Genomic DNA, 18,597 nt, shown 5'->3' with positions numbered 1-18,597 from the left:
TGAGGAAGACAGCTCGACAGGCGAAAACTCATCGCGGCGCGCCGGCCGGGACCGGACGGGACACCGACGGGGCGGAACAGGGCGGAACAGAGCGGGACCGGACGCACCGCGCCCGGTCCCGTCCCCTGCCTCAGGCCCGTGCCTCAGGCCTTCGGCGCCACCTTCGAGAGCCCGTTGATGATGCGGTCCATCGCGTCGCCGCCCGTCGGGTCGGTGAGGTTGGCCAGCATCTTCAGGGTGAACTTCATCAGCAGCGGGTGGGTGAGGCCGCGCTGCGTGGCGATCTTCATGATCTTCGGGTTGCCGATGATCTTCACGAACGCGCGGCCCAGCGTGTAGTAGCCGCCGTAGGTGTCCTTGAGGATCTTCGGGTAGTTGTGCAGGGCCAGTTCCCGCTGGGCCGGTGTCGCGCGGGCGGTGGCCTGCACGATGACGTCGGCGGCGATCTGGCCGGACTCCATGGCGTACGCGATGCCCTCGCCGTTGAACGGGTTGACGAGGCCGCCGGCGTCACCCACGAGCAGCAGGCCCTTGGTGTAGTGCGGCTGGCGGTTGAAGGCCATCGGGAGGGCGGCGCCGCGGATGGGCGTCGTCATGTTCTCCGGGGTGTAGCCCCAGTCCGCGGGCATCGAAGCGCACCAGGCCTTGAGGACCTCGCGCCAGTCCAGCTCCCGGAAGGCGGACGAGGAGTTGAGGATGCCGAGGCCGACGTTGGAGGTGCCGTCGCCCATGCCGAAGATCCAGCCGTACCCGGGCAGCAGGCGGTCCTGCGGGCCGCGCCGGTCCCAGAGTTCGAGCCAGGACTCCAGGTAGTCGTCGTCGTGGCGGGGCGAGGTGAAGTACGTACGGACCGCGACGCCCATCGGGCGGTCCTCGCGGCGGTGCAGGCCCATGGCGAGGGAGAGCCGGGTCGAGTTGCCGTCGGCGGCGACGACCAGCGGGGCGTGGAAGGTGACCGGGGTCTTCTCCTCGCCGAGCTTGGCGTTGACGCCGGTGATGCGGCCGGTGCGCTCGTCGATGATCGGGGCGCCGACGTTGGCGCGCTCGTACAGCCGCGCGCCGGCCTTCTGCGCCTGCCGGGCGAGCTGCTCGTCGAAGTCGTCGCGCTTGCGCACGAGGCCGTAGTCCGGGTACGAGGCAAGGTCGGGCCAGTCGAGCTGGAGGCGGACGCCGCCGCCGATGATGCGGAGGCCCTTGTTCCGCGACCAGCCGGCCTCTTCGGAGATGTCGATGCCCATGGACACCAACTGCTTGGTCGCGCGCGGGGTGAGACCGTCGCCGCAGACCTTCTCCCGGGGGAACGCCGTCTTCTCCAGCAGCAGGACGTCGAGCCCGGCCTTGGCGAGGTAGTACGCCGTCGTGGAGCCGGCTGGGCCCGCTCCGACGACAATCACGTCCGCGCTGTGTTCGGAGAGGGGCTCGGTCACGGTCGGATCTCCCGAAGACTCGAAATCGCGTGCCGCGGGGCACCGGTCCCATGCAGTCTATGGGGACCGGCAGATCAACTTACCGAAGGGCTCCCCGATGACGATCGCGCCTTCCTCCCACCCGGCGGTCCAGCTGCGGGTCCCCACCGACGAGGACGCCTTGAGCTGGTACCGGGTCTTCGACGACCCGGAGGTGATGGAGTTCCACGGCGGCCGGAGCGCGGAGTTCTCGGTGTACGAGGAGCTGACCGCACGCCAGCGCCGGCACGACGCCGAACTCGGCTTCTGTCTCTGGACGGTGACCGACGAGGCCGGCGAAGTGCTCGGCTTCACCGGCGCGCAGCCCTGGCCGCACCCCGGCTTCGGACCGGTCGGAGCGATCGAGATCGGCTGGCGGCTGGGCCGCGCCGCCTGGGGCCACGGGTACGCGACCACTGCCGCCCACGCCACGCTGGAACGCGTACGGGCGGCGGGCGTCGCCGAGGTCGTGGCGATGATCGACTCGCGCAACCGCCGCTCGGTCGCGGTGGCCGAGCGGCTGGGGATGCACCACGCGGAGTCGTACGAGATCACCACCGGAGTCCCGCGTACGGCGCTCTGCTACCGGCTGGAGCTGGGAGGAGCGCCGGGGGCGTGACCGCCTGACGGGACCCCCACTCGGCACCCGGAACCACCTGCCGCGCGCACGGGGGGCGTGCGGGTGCCGCCCGTTTCCGTGCGTGTGCGCGGCTGCGGCACTCGGGCGTGTGCGGTTGGCCGCGGCACTCGGGCGCGCGCGTGCGCGGCTGGGGCACTCGGGCGCGTGTGCGCGGCTGCGGCACTCAGGCGCGTACGCCCCGGTGGAGCGCGACCACGCCGCCGGTGAGGTTGCGCCAGGCGACGCCCGACCAGCCGGCCTTCTGCAGCAGGGTCGCGAGTCCGGCCTGGTCGGGCCAGGCGCGGATGGACTCGGCGAGGTAGACGTACGCGTCCGGGTTGCTGCTCACCGCGGTGGCGAGAGGCGGCAGCGCCTTCATCAGGTATTCCATGTACACCGTGCGGAACGGCGTCCAGGTGGGCTGCGAGAACTCGCAGATCACGACCCGGCCGCCGGGCTTGGTGACCCGGTGGAGCTCGCTCAGGGCGGCGGCGGTGTCCTGGATGTTGCGGAGCCCGAAGGAGATGGTGACCGCGTCGAAGGTCTCGTCCTTGAACGGGAGCTTCGTCCCGTCGCCCGCCGTGAACGGCATCCAGGGGTGGCGCTCCTTGCCCACCTTCAGCATGCCGATCGAGAAGTCGCAGGGCACGACGTAGGCACCGGCCTGCGCGAAGGGCTGCGAGGAGGTGGCCGTACCGGCGGCCAGGTCCAGGATCTTCTGCCCCGGGCGCGCGTCGACCGCCTTGGCGACCTCCTTGCGCCAGAGCCGGGCCTGTCCGAGCGAGAGCACGTCGTTGGTCAGGTCGTACCGTCGCGCCACGTCGTCGAACATCGAGGCGACTTCGTGCGGCTGCTTTTCCAGGGATGCTCGGGTCACCCTCCCATTCAAGCAGCCCGCTCCCCGCGACCCGACGGCGGCGCCGCCCGGTCGCCGCGCCTCCGTACGTGAGCACCCCGGAAACCCCGTGCACGGCGCCCGGAAAAGTTCGTGGGCCGCGCACGGAAACGTCATGGGCAGCGCACGGAAACTTCGTGAAATTCGTCCTCAACCTTTCGGCTGCGGGAGCACTCAAGAAGGGGTGAAGAACGACAGAGGTGAAGACGACAGAGACGAGGGGGAAAGATGAGCACATCACGAGGCCGGGATTCCACGCCCGTTTCCGGCCGCACCCGTGCACCGGCGCAGGGCCTGGCGGCCCAGGATTTCGAGGAGTTCGCGCGCGCGGCCCAGCGCGGGCTGTACCGCACGGCCTATCTCCTCTGCGGTGACGCGGAGACGGCCCGGGACCTGACACAGACCACGCTGGCGAAGCTCTTCCAGCACTGGCGTCGGGTGGTCGCGGCCGAGCACCCGCAGGCGTACGCCCGCACGGTCCTCACCCGTACCTACCTCGCGGAGCGGCGCCGCCGTCTCCGTGATCTGCTCGCCCACTCCCGTGCCGAGCCGGTCCCTGATCCCGTGGGGCCCGAGCTGACGGTGACGCTGCTCTCCGCGCTCTCCGAACTGCCGCCGCGCGCCCGGGCGATGGTCGTCCTGCGGTACTGGGAGGACCTGAGCGTCGAGACGGTCTCCCGGCTGATGCGGTGCAGCGAATCCACGGTCAAGAGCCAGTGTTCACGCTCGCTGGCCCGGCTGCGGACGCGGCTCGGCGACGCCCACCTCTATTCCCGCCAGGCATGAGACACCCGAACACGAAGAGGAGTACGACCATGCTGACCGACCCCACGGACTTTGAACGGGAGACCAGCGCGGCGCTGCTCAGGGCCGCCATGGAGCACGCCTCCGACCAGGCCCAGCCGCCTGGGGACCTGGTGGCCGGTGCGGTGGCCCAGGGGCGCCGGCGTCGTGCCCGCGCCCAGGTCGCGATGGGCGCCGGGGTGACCGCCGCGGTGGCGCTGGGAATCTTCGCGGTGACGGCCCCCTGGTCGAGCGGGGCCCCGGCCCAGGCCACGGGGGTGGGGTCCGTCCCGGAATCCGGCCGGGCTCCCGGTCCGGGCTCCGATCCCAGCGCCGAGTACCGCACGCCCGTGCACGTGGTGCCCTCGCCCGGCGAGTCCTCGATGGCGGGCCTCCCGGCCGCCGAGCGGAAGCGGCAGCAGAGGTTCCAGCAGACCGCCGCGACCACCCTGGACCACCTGCTCCCCGGCACCGGCACGATCCGGCCGGTGGACCTGCGGGTCGATCAGTACCAACTGACGGACGGTTCAGCGGTCTTCCCGCTCACCTTCTCCGTGCGACCTGAGGGTAAAGGTGAGGACCACCACGCGGCTGCGTGCGTGAGCGACCCGGCGAAACACCTCACCTGCCGGGAAGTCGTGTTGCCCGGTGGCATACACGCGACCGCCCGGACCGCAGCCGTGAACTCCCTGGACACCACGGGCATCAGCGTCGAGTTCGGTTACGGCGACAGCCTGGTCGAGATCAGCGTCTCGCCGGACGACCTGCACGCCGTCTCGGCGCCGGTCACGGTGGAGCAGTTGACCACGGTCACCGGCGACGCCGACTTCATGCGGCTCGTGGCATACGCCGACAAGCACCCGATGGAGGAGGAACGGACCACCGTCGTCGGCGGCTGACGCAGCCCCGTACGGCCCCGGAGGGGGGCCGGGCCGTCAGCGCCGCCGGTGGACCATCCGTCCGCCGAGGACGGTGACGACGCAGCTGGCCGCGCCCTCCCTGAGGAGCGTTTCCTCGTCGGGGGCGTCGAAGACCGCGAAGTCCGCGGCCCGGTTCTCTGCGTCGAGTGCCGGAGCTGCGAACGCCTCGGCTGCCGTACGAAGCAAGTCGAGCGGGTCCAACGAGGCCCGCGTACCGGTCTCCTCGGCCGGCGCCCCGCCGAGGAGCCGCATCCCGGACCGCTGCACCGCGTCCGCCACCGCGGGCCTGCTGAGCGGTCCCACCACGGCGACGGTGCCGTGGGCGAGCATCCGCTGCACCCCGCGCCGCGCACTCGCGGCCCACCGGCTGTCGTCCATGTTCACGCCGTCGAGCGCCGCGCCGGTCAGGGGCTCGGTGCCGAGGGCCTCCGACTCCCGGGGGTCGGGGTGGTAGGCCCGTTCCAGCAGCGCGCTGCCCCGCGGCTGGACGAGCCCGGGCGTCAGCAGCCCTGGCCACCGGCGCACCCGGGCCGTCGGATGTTCGGTAGCAAGGTCCTCGTACGGGCCGACGGCCGCGAGTGCTCCGTCCCTGACGAGCACCGCACCACCGGCGACCGCCCGCCGCCCGGGGCCGGGCAGCAGCAGATCGGCGGCATGAATCGTCAGCACGGTGAGCACCTGGCCCGGAGCGGTCGGGGGAAGACGGAAGGAGGACGGAATGCCGGTCGCGCGGCAGAACTCAGTTGGCGTCGAGGAGCTTCAGCTCGGGGTGGGCGGTGCCGCCCTCGATGGCCGTGGACGAGATGTGCGAGACGACACGGTCGTCGACCGGGTCCAGCGCCGGGTCCTCGTGGACGACCAGGTGCTCGTACGTCGTGGCGCGCTGCGCGGGCACGCGGCCGGCCTTGCGGATCAGGTCGATGATCTCCAGGCGGTTGGAGCGGTGCTTGGCACCCGCGGAGGAGACGACGTTCTCTTCCAGCATGATCGAGCCGAGGTCGTCCGCGCCGTAGTGCAGCGAGAGCTGGCCGACCTCCTTGCCGGTGGTCAGCCAGGAGCCCTGGATGTGCGCGACGTTGTCCAGGAAGAGGCGCGCGATGGCGATCATGCGGAGGTACTCGAAGAGCGTCGCGTGCGTGCGGCCCTTCAGGTGGTTGTTCTCCGGCTGGTAGGTGTACGGGATGAAGGCGCGGAAGCCGCCCGTACGGTCCTGCACGTCACGGATCATGCGGAGGTGCTCGATGCGCTCGGCGTTGGTCTCGCCGGTGCCCATCAGCATGGTGGAGGTGGACTCGACACCGAGGTTGTGCGCGATCTCCATGATCTCCAGCCAGCGCTCACCGGACTCCTTGAGCGGAGCGATGGCCTTGCGCGGGCGGGCCGGCAGGAGTTCGGCGCCGGCACCGGCGAAGGAGTCGAGGCCGGCGGCGTGGATGCGCTGGATCGCCTCTTCGGCGGACACCTTGGAGATCCGGGCCATGTGCTCGATCTCGGAGGCGCCCAGCGAGTGGATCACCAGCTGCGGGAACGCCTTCTTGATGGCGGAGAAGTGCTCCTCGTAGTACTCCACGCCGTAGTCCGGGTGGTGGCCGCCCTGGAACATGATCTGGGTGCCGCCCAGTTCGACGGTCTCCGCGCAGCGGCGCAGGATGTCGTCGAGGTCGCGGGACCAGCCCTTGGCGGTGTCCTTCGGCGCGGCGTAGAACGCGCAGAACTTGCACGCCGTGACGCACACGTTGGTGTAGTTGATGTTGCGCTCGATGATGTACGTCGCGATGTGCTCCGTACCCGCGTAGCGGCGCCGGCGCACGGCGTCGGCCGCCGCTCCGAGCGCGTGCAGCGGGGCCGACCGGTACAGGTCGAGCGCCTCCTCCGCAGAGATCCGCCCGCCCTCGGCGGCGCGGTCGAGGATGGGCTGAAGGTCGGCCTTCTCGGTCACCGGGCTGTCACCTTTCGGCGGTGTTTCGACGGATCCACGGACCGAATCAGCCTACGCCAGCCCTTGCCGTGTTCAGCGGCCGGACCGGCTGAGCGTGCCGGTGGGAAGTCCGGCGGCCTCCTCGTAGGACCGGTAGGCGAGGGTTCCGTCGTCGTTGAGGGTGAAGGTCAGCTCCGCCTCGGCCCCGGTACAGAAGAGGCTGGCCGAGCTGTCGGCGACCGAGCGCTCATGGATCTTCAGCACCTTCTCGGTGCCGGAGGAGAGCGTCCCGACACTCGAACAGGAGACCTGCGAATCGAGGAAGGTGATCGACTGGGTCATCCGTACCACGTCCTGCCCCTTCTTCCCCTCGGTGAAGACAGCGGTGAGGATGCCGTGCGAGGCACCCGAGCGTTCGAGCGTCGGCCCGGACCAGGTCCCCACGAACACCTTGGGCAGGGCCGCGATCCCGTCGCCCTTCCCCCCGCCCCCGCCCCCGCTCCCTTCGCCGTCACCGGGATCGCCGCCGCCGGGAGCGGGCGGCGAGGACGTGCCGCCGGAAGGCGTGCCCGAGCCGGTGCCGGTGGAGGGGCCCGTGGTCGAGTCGGTGGGGGCGGAGGAAGAGGTGGCGGGCGGCGAGGCGGCGCTGTCGGTGCTGCGCTTGTCGGCGTCACGGGAGCCGCCCCAGGGCACCAGGTCGCCGAGCATGCCCGACGTCAGTCCCACGACGGCCAGCGCACCGGCGACGGCCAGCGCGACAGTGCAGCTCACCCTTCGCCCTGCCCGGGCCCCGGGCCGTTGCTCGGGCAGCCTGTCGGCACTCACGGAGACGGAGAACCGCGGCCCGGGCGGGGAGAGGGGCGGGTCCGACGGGGAGCGGTCCGGGGAGCGGTCCCCGGACCGGTCGGCCGGCAGCGGGATCGGGGGACCGAAGACGCCGAGAGCATCGGCGGACGGGGCGCCGACGGACTGTGCACCGGAGGACCGCGCTTCGGAGGATTGGGCTTCGGAGGACTGGGCTTCGGCGGGCTGGGCGCCCGCGTGCGCGTTCTCCTCGCCGCTGCCGTCTGCGGCTGCCGTCGTACGGCCCCCAACGCCTCGCCTGTCGGCGGGAGGTACGTCGAGCGAGGCGCTGCTGAAGGGCACGGGGCCGGACAGCACCGGACCCTCCTGGGGTTCGAGGTCGAGCAGCGCCACGGCGTCCCGGCTCACCTCATGGACGAGCGCGGCGGGCAGCCAGCCCGCCGCCACCAGCGCCGCCGCGCCGACGGGGGCAAGAGCGCGGGCGACGTCGGGCGGCGAGGGCCGGACGTCCGGGTTCTTCGCCAGGCACGCGGCGATGAGGTCCCTCAGTTCGCCCTGGAGATCGCCGAGTTCGGGCTCCTCGTGGACCACCTTGTACAGGAGCACGGCGGAGGAGTCGCCGGGGAAGGGTGCGGAGCCGGTGGCGGCGTACGCGAGAACCGCGCCGAGCGAGAACACGTCGGCCGCTCCGGAGACGTCACCTCCCCGGATCTGCTCGGGTGCCATGTAGCCCGGCGACCCCACGGAAACCCCGGTGGAGGTGAGCGAGACGGTGGCGCCGAGGGCCCTGGCGATGCCGAAGTCGATGAGTCGGGGCCCGTCGAGGGCGAGGAGGACATTGGAAGGCTTCACGTCACGGTGGACGATGCCCTCCTGGTGCACGGCCCCCAGGGCCTCCGCGAGGCCGCCGCCCAGCGCCCGCACGGCCTGCTCGGGCAGCGCGCCGTGCCGGGTCACCGCCTGCGAGAGGGACGGCCCCGCCACGTAGCCGGTCGCCACCCACGGCACCGGCGCGTCGGGGTCGGCGTCCAGAACGGGAGCGGTCCACCGGGCCCCGACGCGCCGCGCGGAGTCCACCTCGCGCCGGAACCGGGCCCGGAACTGCTCGTCGAGGGCGAAGTGCGGGTGCACCACCTTTACCGCGACCGTGCGGCCCCCCGCGCTCCGTCCCAGGTAGACCCGTCCCATGCCGCCCGCGCCGAGTCTGCCGAGCAGCCGGTAGGCGCCAATGGTGCGCGGTTCGCCGGCTTCCAGCGGCTGCATGGCAATTCCCCCTGTGAAGCGACCGGACCTCGACCGAAGCGTAAGGGGTGCCCGTCGCCCGGTCACAGGAGAACGTTCCACCGGTTCCCCCGACCGGAAGGCATGCCCCTCCGCAGGTTACGGAATGCCGAATTCCGCTTTTGCGCGCCGCTGCCCGTCGCCCCCGGGACAGCGAAACAGCTCGACCTCGCCGGCGACTTCCTCGACAGGAGAGGAAAACGAAAGAGTTACCGCCGAGCAGAGAAAACATGAGCAGAAAGAGAAGAACGGGGAACCGGAACGCACGAAAACACAGGACGTCGAGGTATCGGCGAAGAAACCAACCCGCAGGAATGAGGGAAAAGGAAACGCGGGTGATCCGGCAGGAACATCGACGGGAAAGAATGGAACTCATCCGGTCCGCACACCGAAGGCCCCTCGTCACCCGGCCATTCCGGTGGAGGGGTGAGAGAGGCGACCCGCGCGGGAGTCCCGGACGGAGCCCCGTACACCTCCGTACGCCCTCCGCTGCTCTGCGGCCCGCTTTCACCTCGGGCGTCCCGTACCGCCCTTGAGAACGACGCGTTGGAGAATCGGGCGTTCTGGAAGAAAGCCGCGAAAGACAGTGAAAGTCGAGAAGTGAGAGGAAGGTGCGTGAGAGGGCGAAGAACGCGAAAAGGAAGGAACGGATCGGCGCCGAATCGGGCCGCCCCGACGGACCGGGCCGTACGAGCGCCCGCACGCCGAGGCCGCGCACGGGGCCGGCTCTCCGGGGACAGCCCGAGGCCGCCATCGGGGGTCGCCCTGAGGTCGCCCCAGGGGTCGCACCAGGAGGAGCTCCGGGAGGGCGGTGGCTACCCGTCCGCGCGCATGCGGAAAAGCGCGTATCGGCCGGACCGCATGGGCGGCGGACGGTACGCGCTCACCGCGGCGACGGGACCGCGTGCGCGGGCCGCGGTGAACGGTCTGGAACCGTCAGGCACGGGGCATGCGGGACCCGGGAGACGCGGGGCCAAACCGGAACCAGCCTCGACACCGCCGCCCGGACACCCGGGCGACCCTGTCCGCCGCCCGGACACCCTGTCCGCCGCCCGGACACCCGGGCGGCGCGGGCGGCGCGGGCGGCGCGGGCGGCGCGGGCGGCGCGGGCGGCGCGGGCGGCGCGGGCGGCGCGGGCGGCGCGGGCGGCGCGGGCGGCGCGGGGTCAGCTACCGAGCAGCTCGACGTGCACGTCGTCGGGGTAGCCGGTGGCGCCGCCGGTACGCCGGGCGAACTCCTTCACGCCCGCGAGCTGGTCGGGGCCGAAGCGGAAGTCGAGGGTGGTGAAGTACTTCTCCAGCACCTCGGCGTCGAAGGCTTCCCAGCGCGCGGCCTGCTCGGCGACCTTGGCGACCTCTTCGAGGGACACGTCCCGCGAGGCCAGGAACGCCTGGTGCACCTTGTCGACGTACTCCGGTTCGGCGGCCAGGTAGTCCTTGCGGGCGGCCCAGACGGCGAAGACGAACGGCAGCCCGGTCCACTCCTTCCACATCTGGCCGAGGTCGTGGACCTGGAGGCCGAGACGCGGGGCGTCGTGCAGGTTGGCGCGGAGTGCGGCGTCGCCGATCAGCACGGCGGCGTCCGCCTCCTGCATCATCGCGGCGAGGTCGGGCGGGCAGGTGTAGTAGTCGGGCTGCACCCCGTAGCGCTCGGCGAGCAGCAGTTGAGCCAGCCGGACGGACGTGCGGGAGGTCGAGCCGAGGGCCACCCGCGCCCGGTCGAGCTGCTCCAGGGGTACCTGCGACACGATCACGCACGACATGACGGGGCCGTCGCAGCCGACAGCGATGTCGGGGAAGGCAACCAGGTCGTCGGCGTTGCGCAGGAACTCCACCAGGGTGATGGGGCCGATGTCCAGGTCACCCTTGACCAGCTGCTCGCTGAGCTTCTCCGGGGTGTCCTTCGACAGCTCCAGATCGAGCAGGGTCCCTGTCCGTGCCAGCCCCCAGTAAAGGGGAAGGCAGTTCAGGAACTGGATGTGGCCGACGCGGGGCCGGCTGCGGCGATGGCCGCCTTCGACGGGAGAGACGGTTGAATTGTCCACATCGCGAGGCTAGACCTGCGTCCGGGCGGCAGCACCACCGGGGCGATCGGAGAGCGATTGGAGGGCGATCACAGCAGCGCTCACAGGGCCATCGCCAGACGAACAGCCCAGCCCGCCCCCTACCGGCAGCCCAGCCACAACCGACGGCCCAGCTCCCTACCGACAGCCCAACACGCGTCAGTCCCGCACCGACAGCCCCCACCGACAGCCCCCACCGGCAGTCCCGCACCGGCAGTCCCGGTCCGGCAGCCTCGGATCGACCGTCCCGGTCCGGCAGCCTCGGACCGATGCCTGCGGCCGGTTCACCGGCACCGGCTCACGGCCCCGCTCCGGGACCTCTCCCCCGAGGCGTCCCGCCCCACTTCCCGCGCCTCTCCGCACCACGTTCCGCGCCCCCTCACGCCCCCCGCCGCCGCCCTTCACGCGCCCCTCCGTACCCCTCCACGCGGACCGCCTCGGATCGCCCCCGCACCAGCGCTCGCGACCACCTCCGCACCCACCTCCGCACTTGTCCCCGCACTCACCGCGCGACGTGCCGGTCACCTATCGGATCGCCCAATCAAACATTCGAGTGAAGTGATCTTTCCCTCTACCGCTCCCCAGAGGCTGCGTGCTAGGCTCGCCCGCAAGTTGCAGTTTGGTTTCCCTTGCAGTACAAAGCCTGCGGATCATGTAACCCGCAGGCTTTTGTAGTTTTCAGACTTCTTTGCAGGTTCTGGAGCAGGGCAACCCTTTGGCCCAAGGAGGGCTTTATGGCTACCGGAACCGTCAAGTGGTTCAACGCTGAAAAGGGCTTCGGCTTCATCGCCCAGGACGGCGGCGGCCCGGATGTCTTCGTTCACTACTCCGCGATCAACGCGTCCGGGTTCCGCTCCCTCGAGGAGAACCAGGTCGTGAACTTCGACGTCACTCAGGGTCCGAAGGGCCCGCAGGCTGAGAACGTCACCCCGGCCTAGTTGCCCGGGTCGGCCGATCGCGGCCGGTAAGCAGTACCCAAGGAGCCCCGCCCCCTTTGCTTCGGCAAGGGACGGGGCTCCTGCCATTCCCCCGCCACACGTCCCTCCCCATAAGCCGCCCTCTCCATAGGCCGCCCTCCCCGTAAGCCGCCCTCTCCATAGGCCGCCCTCCCCGTCCGTCGCCCTCTCATAGGCCGCCCTCTCCTTCCGTCGCTGTCTCCACCCTCCGGTATCTCCACCCGCCGCCGCCCTGTTCCGCGCCACCCTTGACCCTCACACCGTGTGAAGCCGTGCACTCGGAGACATCATGTTCACCATCGGAGATTTCGCCCGGTACGGACGGGTATCGCCGCGCATGCTGCGCCACTACGACGCGATCGGGCTGCTGCGTCCGGACCGTACCGATCCGGCAAACGGCTACCGCTTCTACGGCGCCGCCCAACTCGCCCGCCTCAACCGCGTCATCGCCCTCAAGGACCTCGGCTTCACGCTCCAAGAGGTCGGGAGCATCCTCGACGACGAGATCACCGCGCAGGAGCTGCGCGGGATGCTGCGGCTGCGGCGGACGGAGCTGGAGGCGGCGATGGCAGGGGCGGCGGCCCGGCTGAACCAGGTGGAGGCGCGACTCCGGTCGATCGAGAGTGAGGGACGCATGGACACCGACGACGTCGTCATCAAGCAGGTTCCGGCGGTGCGGGTCGCCGAGCTGACCGGCACAGCCGCCGGCTACCGGCCGCAGGACATCACCCCGGTGATCGTCCCCCTGTACGAGCGGCTGTTCCCGTTGCTGGCCGCGGCGGGCCTCACGCCCTCCGGCCCGGGAATCGCCCGGTACGAGGACGCCCCTGGCGGGAACGCCGCGGTGGGCGCGGTCCTCGTGCACGCCGGGGTGACCGTTTCCGCGCCGGTCGGGTTGGTCGGCGACAGTGGTGTCCGGGTGGTGGAGTTGCCCGCGTTCGAGGCGGCCACCCTCGTGCACCGGGGCTCGATGGACTCCGTTCTCACCACGGAGCAGGTACTCGCCCGTTGGCTGGACTCCAGCGGTCACCGGTCCGTCGGTTACATCCGGGAGGTCACCCTGGAGTGCCCCGAGGAGAAGGAGAAGTGGGTGACCGAGCTGCAGCAGGCGATCGTCCAGGCCTGACCCCGCGTCCGCGACCCCGTCCCCGTAACCTCGCGCCCGCCACCCCGTCCCCGTAACCTCGCGCCCGCGACCCCGCCCGGCTGGGGCCCACCCCCGCGCCCCGGCCGGACCTTCACGAGAACGCCTGGCCGACGCCTGGGCGACGCCCCGTCACCCCCGTCAACCCGCGGTTCGCAGGGCAAGGTTCCGCGATCGATGTCGAAGCCTTGTGCAGAGCGTCACGCAGTGCTGACGGGGTAGCCCGCGACAAGGCAGACTGTCGACAGCGGTATCAACGGTACGGAGCGATCCGGAAGCGCCCTCACGTCACACCCGGGTGCTCCCCCGCGTCCCGGTGCCGGCGACCACAGCAGGACCGGGCGGGGCGAAAGCAGGACAGGGGGCATCAATGGACCGCGACCACGGGCCACGCGTGCGCGTTCCGGAGCAGCGCGCCACGCACGGGCCGGTGTCCGGGGCCGCACCGCCCCCCGCGCCGGACGCCCGCGCCCACGACGAGGCCGACGACCGGGTTCTCGCATCCACACCCGCATCCACACCCGAACCGGCTCCCGCCCCCGAACCCGAGCCCGAGCCCGCTCCCCCGACCACACCCGTACCCGCGTTGCACTTCGCCGTCCTCGGGCCCGTACGCGTGCGGCTCGGTGAGACTCCGCTGGCCTCCGGGTCCCCGCAGCAGCGTGCCCTGTTGGCGGCACTCCTCCTCCGCGACGGCCGTACCGCGACCGCCTCCGAACTGATCGACGCCATCTGGGGCGAGGAGTCGCCACCCCGGGCGTTGGCGGCGATCCGTACGTACGCCTCCCGGCTGCGCAAGGTGCTCGGGCAGGACGTGCTGGTCAGCGAGTCGGGCGGCTATGCGATCCGGCTGCGCGAGGGTTGCCTCGACGTGCGTCTGGCCCAGGAGTGGGTGAGTGCGGCGGAGAAGGCACGGGCTTCCGGCGAACGGGCGCGGGCCCGGGATCTGATCGCCCAGGCCCTGGCCTCGTGGGACGGCGAGACGCTGGCCTCGGTGCCCGGTCCGTACGCGGAGAACCAGCGCACCCGCCTGGAGGAGTGGCGTCTCCAGCTGACCGAGGCCCGGCTCGACCTGGATCTGGAGCTGGGTCACCACGCGGAGGCGGTCTCCGAACTCACCGCACTCACCGCCGCGCATCCGCTGCGGGAGCGGCTGCGCGAGTTGTTGATGCTGGCGCTGTACCGCGGCGGCCGGCAGTCCGAGGCGCTCGCGGTGTACGCGGACACCCGGCGGCTCCTCGCGGAGGAGCTGGGGGTCGATCCGTGCCCCGAACTCTCGCGGCTCCAGCAGCGGATCCTTTCCGCCGACGAGGAACTGGCCCGTCCGGTCGAGGACTCCGCACCGGTGGTGCCGGCAGCCGTGCGTCCCGCCCAGCTTCCGGCCGCGGTGGCGGACTTCACCGGCCGCGAGTCCTTCGTGCGTGAGCTCGGCGACCGGCTGGCGACGGCCGAGGGCTCGGTGATGGCGGTGTCGGCGCTGGCGGGCATAGGGGGCGTCGGCAAGACCACGCTGGCCGTGCACGTCGCCCATCGGTCGCGGAACCACTTCCCGGACGGCCAGTTGTACGTGGACCTCCAGGGCGCGGAGGCCCGGGTCGCCGAGCCGGAGACCGTGCTCGGTGCGTTCCTGCGCGCCCTGGGCACACCGGAGTCGGCGATTCCGGACTCGCTCGACGAGCGGGCCGCGTTGTACCGGTCGGCGCTCGACGGCCGCCGGGTCCTGGTCCTGCTGGACAACGCCCACGATGCCGCGCAGGTGCGGCCGTTGCTCCCCGGGACTCCCGGGTGTGCCGCCCTGGTGACGAGCCGGGTGCGGATGATCGACCTGGCCGGGGCGCATCTGGTGGATCTGGACGTGATGTCTCCGGCGGAGTCCCTGCAGCTCTTCACCCGGATCGTCGGTGAGGAGCGGGTGGGCGCGGAGCGGGAAGCGGCTCTGGACGTGGTGGCCGCCTGCGGGTTCCTGCCGCTGGCGATCCGTATCGCCGCCTCGCGGCTGGCCGCGCGCCGTACCTGGACGGTGTCGGTGCTGGCGGCCAAGCTCGCCGACGAGCGGAGCAGGCTGGACGAGCTGCGGGCGGGCGATCTCGCGGTGAAGGCGACGTTCGAGCTGGGGTACGGCCAGTTGGAGCCGGCCCAGGCCCGTGCGTTCCGGCTCCTCGGTCTGGCGGACGGCCCCGACGTGTCGCTGGCGGCCGCGGCGGCGCTCCTCGATCTGGAGCCGCACGTGGCCGAGGACATCCTGGAGTCGCTGGTCGACACCTCCTTGCTGGAGTCGGCCGCACCGGGGCGTTACCGGTACCACGATCTCGTCCGCCTGTACGCCCGTGCGTGCGCCGAGCGCGACGAGCATCCTCCCGTGGAGCGGGAGCGGGCGCTCTCCCGGCTGATCGACTTCTACCTCGCGACGGCCGCGGGCGTGTACGCGCTGGAGCGGCCGGGCGACCGGCTGGTGGACCATCTGGAGCCCACCGGCCGGGCGGGGCTGGCCTTCGCCGACCGGCACGCGGCGCTGGACTGGCTGTACGCGGAGGCGGCCACGATCCTCGCCTGCGCCCGCCAGTCCGCCGGGGCCGCGACCTTGCGGCGTGCGGTGGACCTGTTGTGGGCGGCGCTGGACCTCGGGGAGTCGGGTGCCAACGCGAAGGAGTACGAGACGACGGCACTGGCGCTGCTGGGCGCTGCCTCGGACTGCGGTGACCGCCGGGCGGAGGTTCGCGCACTGGTCACCCTGGCGGATGTGCACCACGCCTCGGGGCGCTTCGACCAGGCCGAGCAGGAGGCGGCGCGGATCATGGCCCTCGTCGATCCGGCGCTCGACCCGCTGCCGGGGTGCTGGGCCTCGAACGCGCTCGGGATCATGGCGCTCTACCAGAGCCGTCACGACGACGGCGAGACGTACTTCTCCCAGGCCATCGACGCGTTCCAGCTGGTCGGGGACCGGCCGGGCGAGGCGAGCGCGCTGTGCAACCTGTCCCGTATCCACCTGGCGACCGGCCGTACCGGCAGCGCGGTGGAGTTGGCGCAGCGTGGCACGGACATCTACGACGGCATGGGCCATGCCCTGCGGAGTGCCAACGGCCGTTACGCCCTGGGCATGGCACTGACCGAGAGCGAGTCGTTCGCCGATGCCACGGACCGGTTGCAGGAGGCGTTGGCGGTCTTCCGCGAGAGCCGGCAGCGGCTGTGGGTGGGGATGACGCTGTTCCGTCTCGCGGAGGTCGATCTCGCGGCCGGGCGGGCGGTGCAGGCCGCCGCCGGGGCCGAGCAGTCGCTGACCTCGCTGCGCGGCATCGGGGGCGACTGGCGGAAGGCCAACGTGCTCACCGTGCTGGGCCAGGCCCTGGTGCGGATCGGCCAGTTCGGCCGGGCGCAGGTCTGCTGGCGCGAGGCGCTCGGGATCTACGACGGGCTGGGCTCCCACGAGGCGGCGGATGTACGCGCGCTGCTGGACCGGTTCGCCTCCGTGCTGCCCGCCTGACGCCCTGGCACCCGCGTACGACGTCGGCAGCGGACGTTCATCATTCGTTTATCGCGGACCGGCACTCTTCCTTCTAGTCGGTCCGTCGCGTCGGGGGGCAGACGGGGCGACAGCGGGCCGTGGCATTAAGGTGAGCGGCTCTTGGCGAGGCCCGTACGGCAGTCGATTTTCGGGGGAACTGCCGGACGGGCCTCGTCCACCCGATACGAAAGATCACAGGGGAGCGGAACATGGCGGACACCAAGAAGGACTCAGAGCTCACGACCCAGGACATGCACGCCACCGGCACCGAGGTCGCCGCCGAGGAGCTGACCACGCTGGACATGCACGCCACGGGGACCTCGAAGCTGCTGACCGCGCAGGCCACGGGCGGTACGGCGACGACCGACGACATGCACGCCACGTCGGAGCCCGTCACCTGACAGACCTTTTTCGGTACGGGGGCCCGGGGCTCGGGGGAGCCGCGGGACACGGGGGAACGGCCGCGGTGGCGCGGAGGGGGAGCCACCGCGGCCGTCGTGCGTCCGGAACCGGAACCGAACCGGCAGCGGCAGCAGAACCGGAGCCGGAGTGGAGGACATGACCGGGAGGCCCGTCGCGACAGAGTCGCGACGGGCCTCCCGGTCATGTCCGTTCGGGGCGTCAGTGGGCGAGGACCGCCGTGACGTCGCAGCGGTACACCTCGTCCACCTTGGCGGGGGACGCCATGGGCACCGTGAACGTCTTCGGGTCGAGTCCGTCGACGGCGTCGAGTGCGACCTTCTTGTGGGCCGTGTCGAGCAGGTTGCCCGCGGAGTCGAAGAACGTCACGGTGATCGCGACCTTGGAGTTGCCCCGACCGGTCGGGGTGAGTTCGATCTCCGAGGACGTCACCGCCTTGCGTGAACCGTCCGCCGGCCGGGCGCACGTGACCACGCGCGCGGTCGGGTCGGAGCTGACCGACGGCGTGTAGCCGGTGGTCGGATCGTCCGTGGGCGTGCTGTAACCGGAACTCGATCCGGAGCCCGAACCCGAGCCGTCGTCATCGTCGTCATCGTTGTTGCCGGTGGTGCTGTGGTAGCCGCCGTTGGACGACCTGGAGCTGGAGCAGCCGCCGCCGGAGCCGTGGCTCGACCCGCTGTGGCCGTGTCCGTGACTGGACTTGGAGAACCCGGTGAGTGAGAGCACCACCACCGCCAGGACCGCCGCCAGTTTCATCTGTTGCCGCATCATGGATGCAGCCCCCCTCGTGTCTCGTCATTCTTCTTCGCGACGCCTTTTCCCGGCGCCTTCTCCCGACGTTCGTTTCCGGACCAGCATCGGGGCGAAGGCCCCGTGCCGAGTCATGACCCTGTCACGAATTGGTCATGGTGTACCTGGCGGCGCCGAAACCCATGGGCGAGGCGGACCGGAAGCGGCTCCCAGGACGGGCGTAAGGCTCACAGGACGGACGTACAACGGCGTGCGGACCAGGGGGCGCGGGGGCCAGGGGGCGTGCGGAGCAGGGGGCGTGCGGACCAGGGGGCGCGGGGGCCAGGGGACGTGAGGGGCAGGGGGTGAGGCACCGCTTCGAAGTCGCGGAGGCGGAGCGTCGGGCGTAGCGTCGAGAGCGAGAGCGTTACGCAGATGTCCGCGCGTGCGCCGTCGGTACGTACGCGCACATGGCGCAGGAGGCTGACGATGATCCGCAACGTCCTCGGCTCCGTGGTCGCTCTCGTAGGAGCGGCGGCCGTCGTCCTGAGCCCCTTCCGTGACTGGTACGACGGCCGCCCCGGGCACGATTACCGTGTGCGGGACCTCTTCGAGGGGATCACCACCACCTCGTCGGCGGTGATGGTCTCCTTGTTCCTGCCCTTCCTCGTCGTGGCGGTGCTGGCCCTCGCCGGGGTCGTGCTCCGCTCGCGGCTCGTGGTGGCGCTCGCCGGGGTGGTCGCGCTCGGCTTCACCGTGCTGTGGATGGTCCGCCAGGGGCAGGCGACGGGGAGCCTGACGGTGGACCCGGACGGTTCCGGGCTCCAGTGGGGGGTGGCGCTCGCCCTGGGCGGCGGCCTCCTGTTGCTGATCGGGTCCCTGGTGATGTCGGGCCGCCGCCGACGCGTGCGCGGACGGGACGCGGGTACGGGCGCCCCGGACCACGACGCGCGCACCGCGCCGTACCCCACCCCCGGGTACGAGCACCCGGACACGTGGCCGCCCACGCAGGAGCCGGGCCCGTCCACGCAGACGAGCCCGTATCCCGAGCCGGAACCGGACCCGTACACCGGTCCGGAGGACCCGCGCCGGCACGACGGCTAGGACCTGAGCGCCGCA

The 18,597-nt window shown here is 71.5% G+C and carries 15 protein-coding genes; 8 read left to right on the top strand and 7 right to left on the bottom strand.

What is annotated here, in order from left to right; translation table 11 throughout:
* Positions 1-143: 143 nt before the first annotated feature.
* A complete protein-coding gene (locus ACFZAX_RS07055; protein WP_327176274.1) occupies positions 144-1,427 on the bottom strand; it encodes a geranylgeranyl reductase family protein in 1,284 nt (427 codons plus the stop codon).
* A gap of 97 nt (positions 1,428-1,524) precedes the next feature.
* Here ACFZAX_RS07055 and ACFZAX_RS07050 point away from each other — a divergent pair, with 97 nt between their 5' ends.
* Positions 1,525-2,064: a GNAT family N-acetyltransferase gene (locus ACFZAX_RS07050; RefSeq protein WP_390959869.1), complete on the top strand. Its 540-nt coding sequence runs from the start codon at positions 1,525-1,527 to the stop codon at positions 2,062-2,064.
* 184 nt (positions 2,065-2,248) lie between these two features.
* Here the strand turns inward: ACFZAX_RS07050 and ACFZAX_RS07045 are convergent, their stop codons facing one another.
* Positions 2,249-2,941, bottom strand: coding sequence for a demethylmenaquinone methyltransferase (locus ACFZAX_RS07045; RefSeq protein WP_390959867.1), 693 nt, complete (start codon positions 2,939-2,941; stop codon positions 2,249-2,251).
* Between the two features lie 246 nt (positions 2,942-3,187).
* Here ACFZAX_RS07045 and ACFZAX_RS07040 point away from each other — a divergent pair, with 246 nt between their 5' ends.
* Positions 3,188-3,745 (top strand): SigE family RNA polymerase sigma factor, encoded by a 558-nt coding sequence (locus ACFZAX_RS07040; protein ID WP_390959865.1) that lies wholly within the window; start codon positions 3,188-3,190, stop codon positions 3,743-3,745.
* Between the two features lie 29 nt (positions 3,746-3,774).
* Positions 3,775-4,641, top strand: a complete 867-nt coding sequence (locus tag ACFZAX_RS07035; protein WP_390959864.1) for a hypothetical protein — start codon at positions 3,775-3,777, stop codon at positions 4,639-4,641.
* A gap of 36 nt (positions 4,642-4,677) precedes the next feature.
* On the opposite strand, the gene ACFZAX_RS07030 is transcribed toward ACFZAX_RS07035, so the two are convergent.
* From ACFZAX_RS07030 to ACFZAX_RS07015, 4 genes are all read right to left on the bottom strand, one after another.
* The gene (locus tag ACFZAX_RS07030) at positions 4,678-5,331 is read right to left on the bottom strand and encodes a hypothetical protein (RefSeq protein WP_390959862.1); all 654 of its coding nucleotides are present in this window, start codon (positions 5,329-5,331) and stop codon (positions 4,678-4,680) included.
* 70 nt (positions 5,332-5,401) lie between these two features.
* Positions 5,402-6,601 (bottom strand): cyclic dehypoxanthinyl futalosine synthase, encoded by a 1,200-nt coding sequence (gene mqnC / locus ACFZAX_RS07025; protein WP_390959860.1) that lies wholly within the window; start codon positions 6,599-6,601, stop codon positions 5,402-5,404.
* Positions 6,602-6,673: 72 nt separating this feature from the next.
* A complete protein-coding gene (locus ACFZAX_RS07020) occupies positions 6,674-8,647 on the bottom strand; it encodes a protein kinase (RefSeq protein WP_390959858.1) in 1,974 nt (657 codons plus the stop codon).
* A gap of 1,183 nt (positions 8,648-9,830) precedes the next feature.
* The gene (locus ACFZAX_RS07015) at positions 9,831-10,709 is read right to left on the bottom strand and encodes an MqnA/MqnD/SBP family protein (RefSeq protein WP_390959856.1); all 879 of its coding nucleotides are present in this window, start codon (positions 10,707-10,709) and stop codon (positions 9,831-9,833) included.
* 752 nt (positions 10,710-11,461) lie between these two features.
* Between ACFZAX_RS07015 and ACFZAX_RS07010 the strand changes: the two genes are divergently transcribed.
* The 4 genes from ACFZAX_RS07010 to ACFZAX_RS06995 all read left to right on the top strand — a co-directional run bounded on the left by ACFZAX_RS07010 (position 11,462) and on the right by ACFZAX_RS06995 (position 16,730).
* Positions 11,462-11,665 carry a cold-shock protein gene (locus ACFZAX_RS07010; RefSeq protein ID WP_003967102.1) on the top strand — a complete coding sequence of 68 codons (204 nt, stop codon included), beginning with the start codon at positions 11,462-11,464 and terminating at the stop codon, positions 11,663-11,665.
* A 307-nt stretch (positions 11,666-11,972) separates the two neighbouring features.
* A complete protein-coding gene (locus ACFZAX_RS07005; protein WP_390959854.1) occupies positions 11,973-12,809 on the top strand; it encodes a MerR family transcriptional regulator in 837 nt (278 codons plus the stop codon).
* 388 nt (positions 12,810-13,197) lie between these two features.
* The gene (locus ACFZAX_RS07000) at positions 13,198-16,308 is read left to right on the top strand and encodes a BTAD domain-containing putative transcriptional regulator (RefSeq protein ID WP_390959853.1); all 3,111 of its coding nucleotides are present in this window, start codon (positions 13,198-13,200) and stop codon (positions 16,306-16,308) included.
* A gap of 230 nt (positions 16,309-16,538) precedes the next feature.
* Positions 16,539-16,730 (top strand): hypothetical protein, encoded by a 192-nt coding sequence (locus ACFZAX_RS06995; protein WP_390959851.1) that lies wholly within the window; start codon positions 16,539-16,541, stop codon positions 16,728-16,730.
* Between the two features lie 220 nt (positions 16,731-16,950).
* On the opposite strand, the gene ACFZAX_RS06990 is transcribed toward ACFZAX_RS06995, so the two are convergent.
* Positions 16,951-17,520 carry a hypothetical protein gene (locus ACFZAX_RS06990; protein WP_390959850.1) on the bottom strand — a complete coding sequence of 190 codons (570 nt, stop codon included), beginning with the start codon at positions 17,518-17,520 and terminating at the stop codon, positions 16,951-16,953.
* A gap of 447 nt (positions 17,521-17,967) precedes the next feature.
* Between ACFZAX_RS06990 and ACFZAX_RS06985 the strand changes: the two genes are divergently transcribed.
* Entirely contained in the window at positions 17,968-18,582 is a 615-nt protein-coding gene (locus ACFZAX_RS06985; RefSeq protein WP_390959848.1) for a hypothetical protein, read from the top strand.
* Positions 18,583-18,597 lie beyond the last annotated feature (15 nt).

Source organism: Streptomyces sp. NPDC008125, assembly GCF_042957125.1.
Taxonomy (GTDB): domain Bacteria; phylum Actinomycetota; class Actinomycetes; order Streptomycetales; family Streptomycetaceae; genus Streptomyces.
The sequence above is the reverse complement of the archived record's forward strand: the minus strand, read 5'-3'. Positions and strand labels throughout refer to the sequence as shown.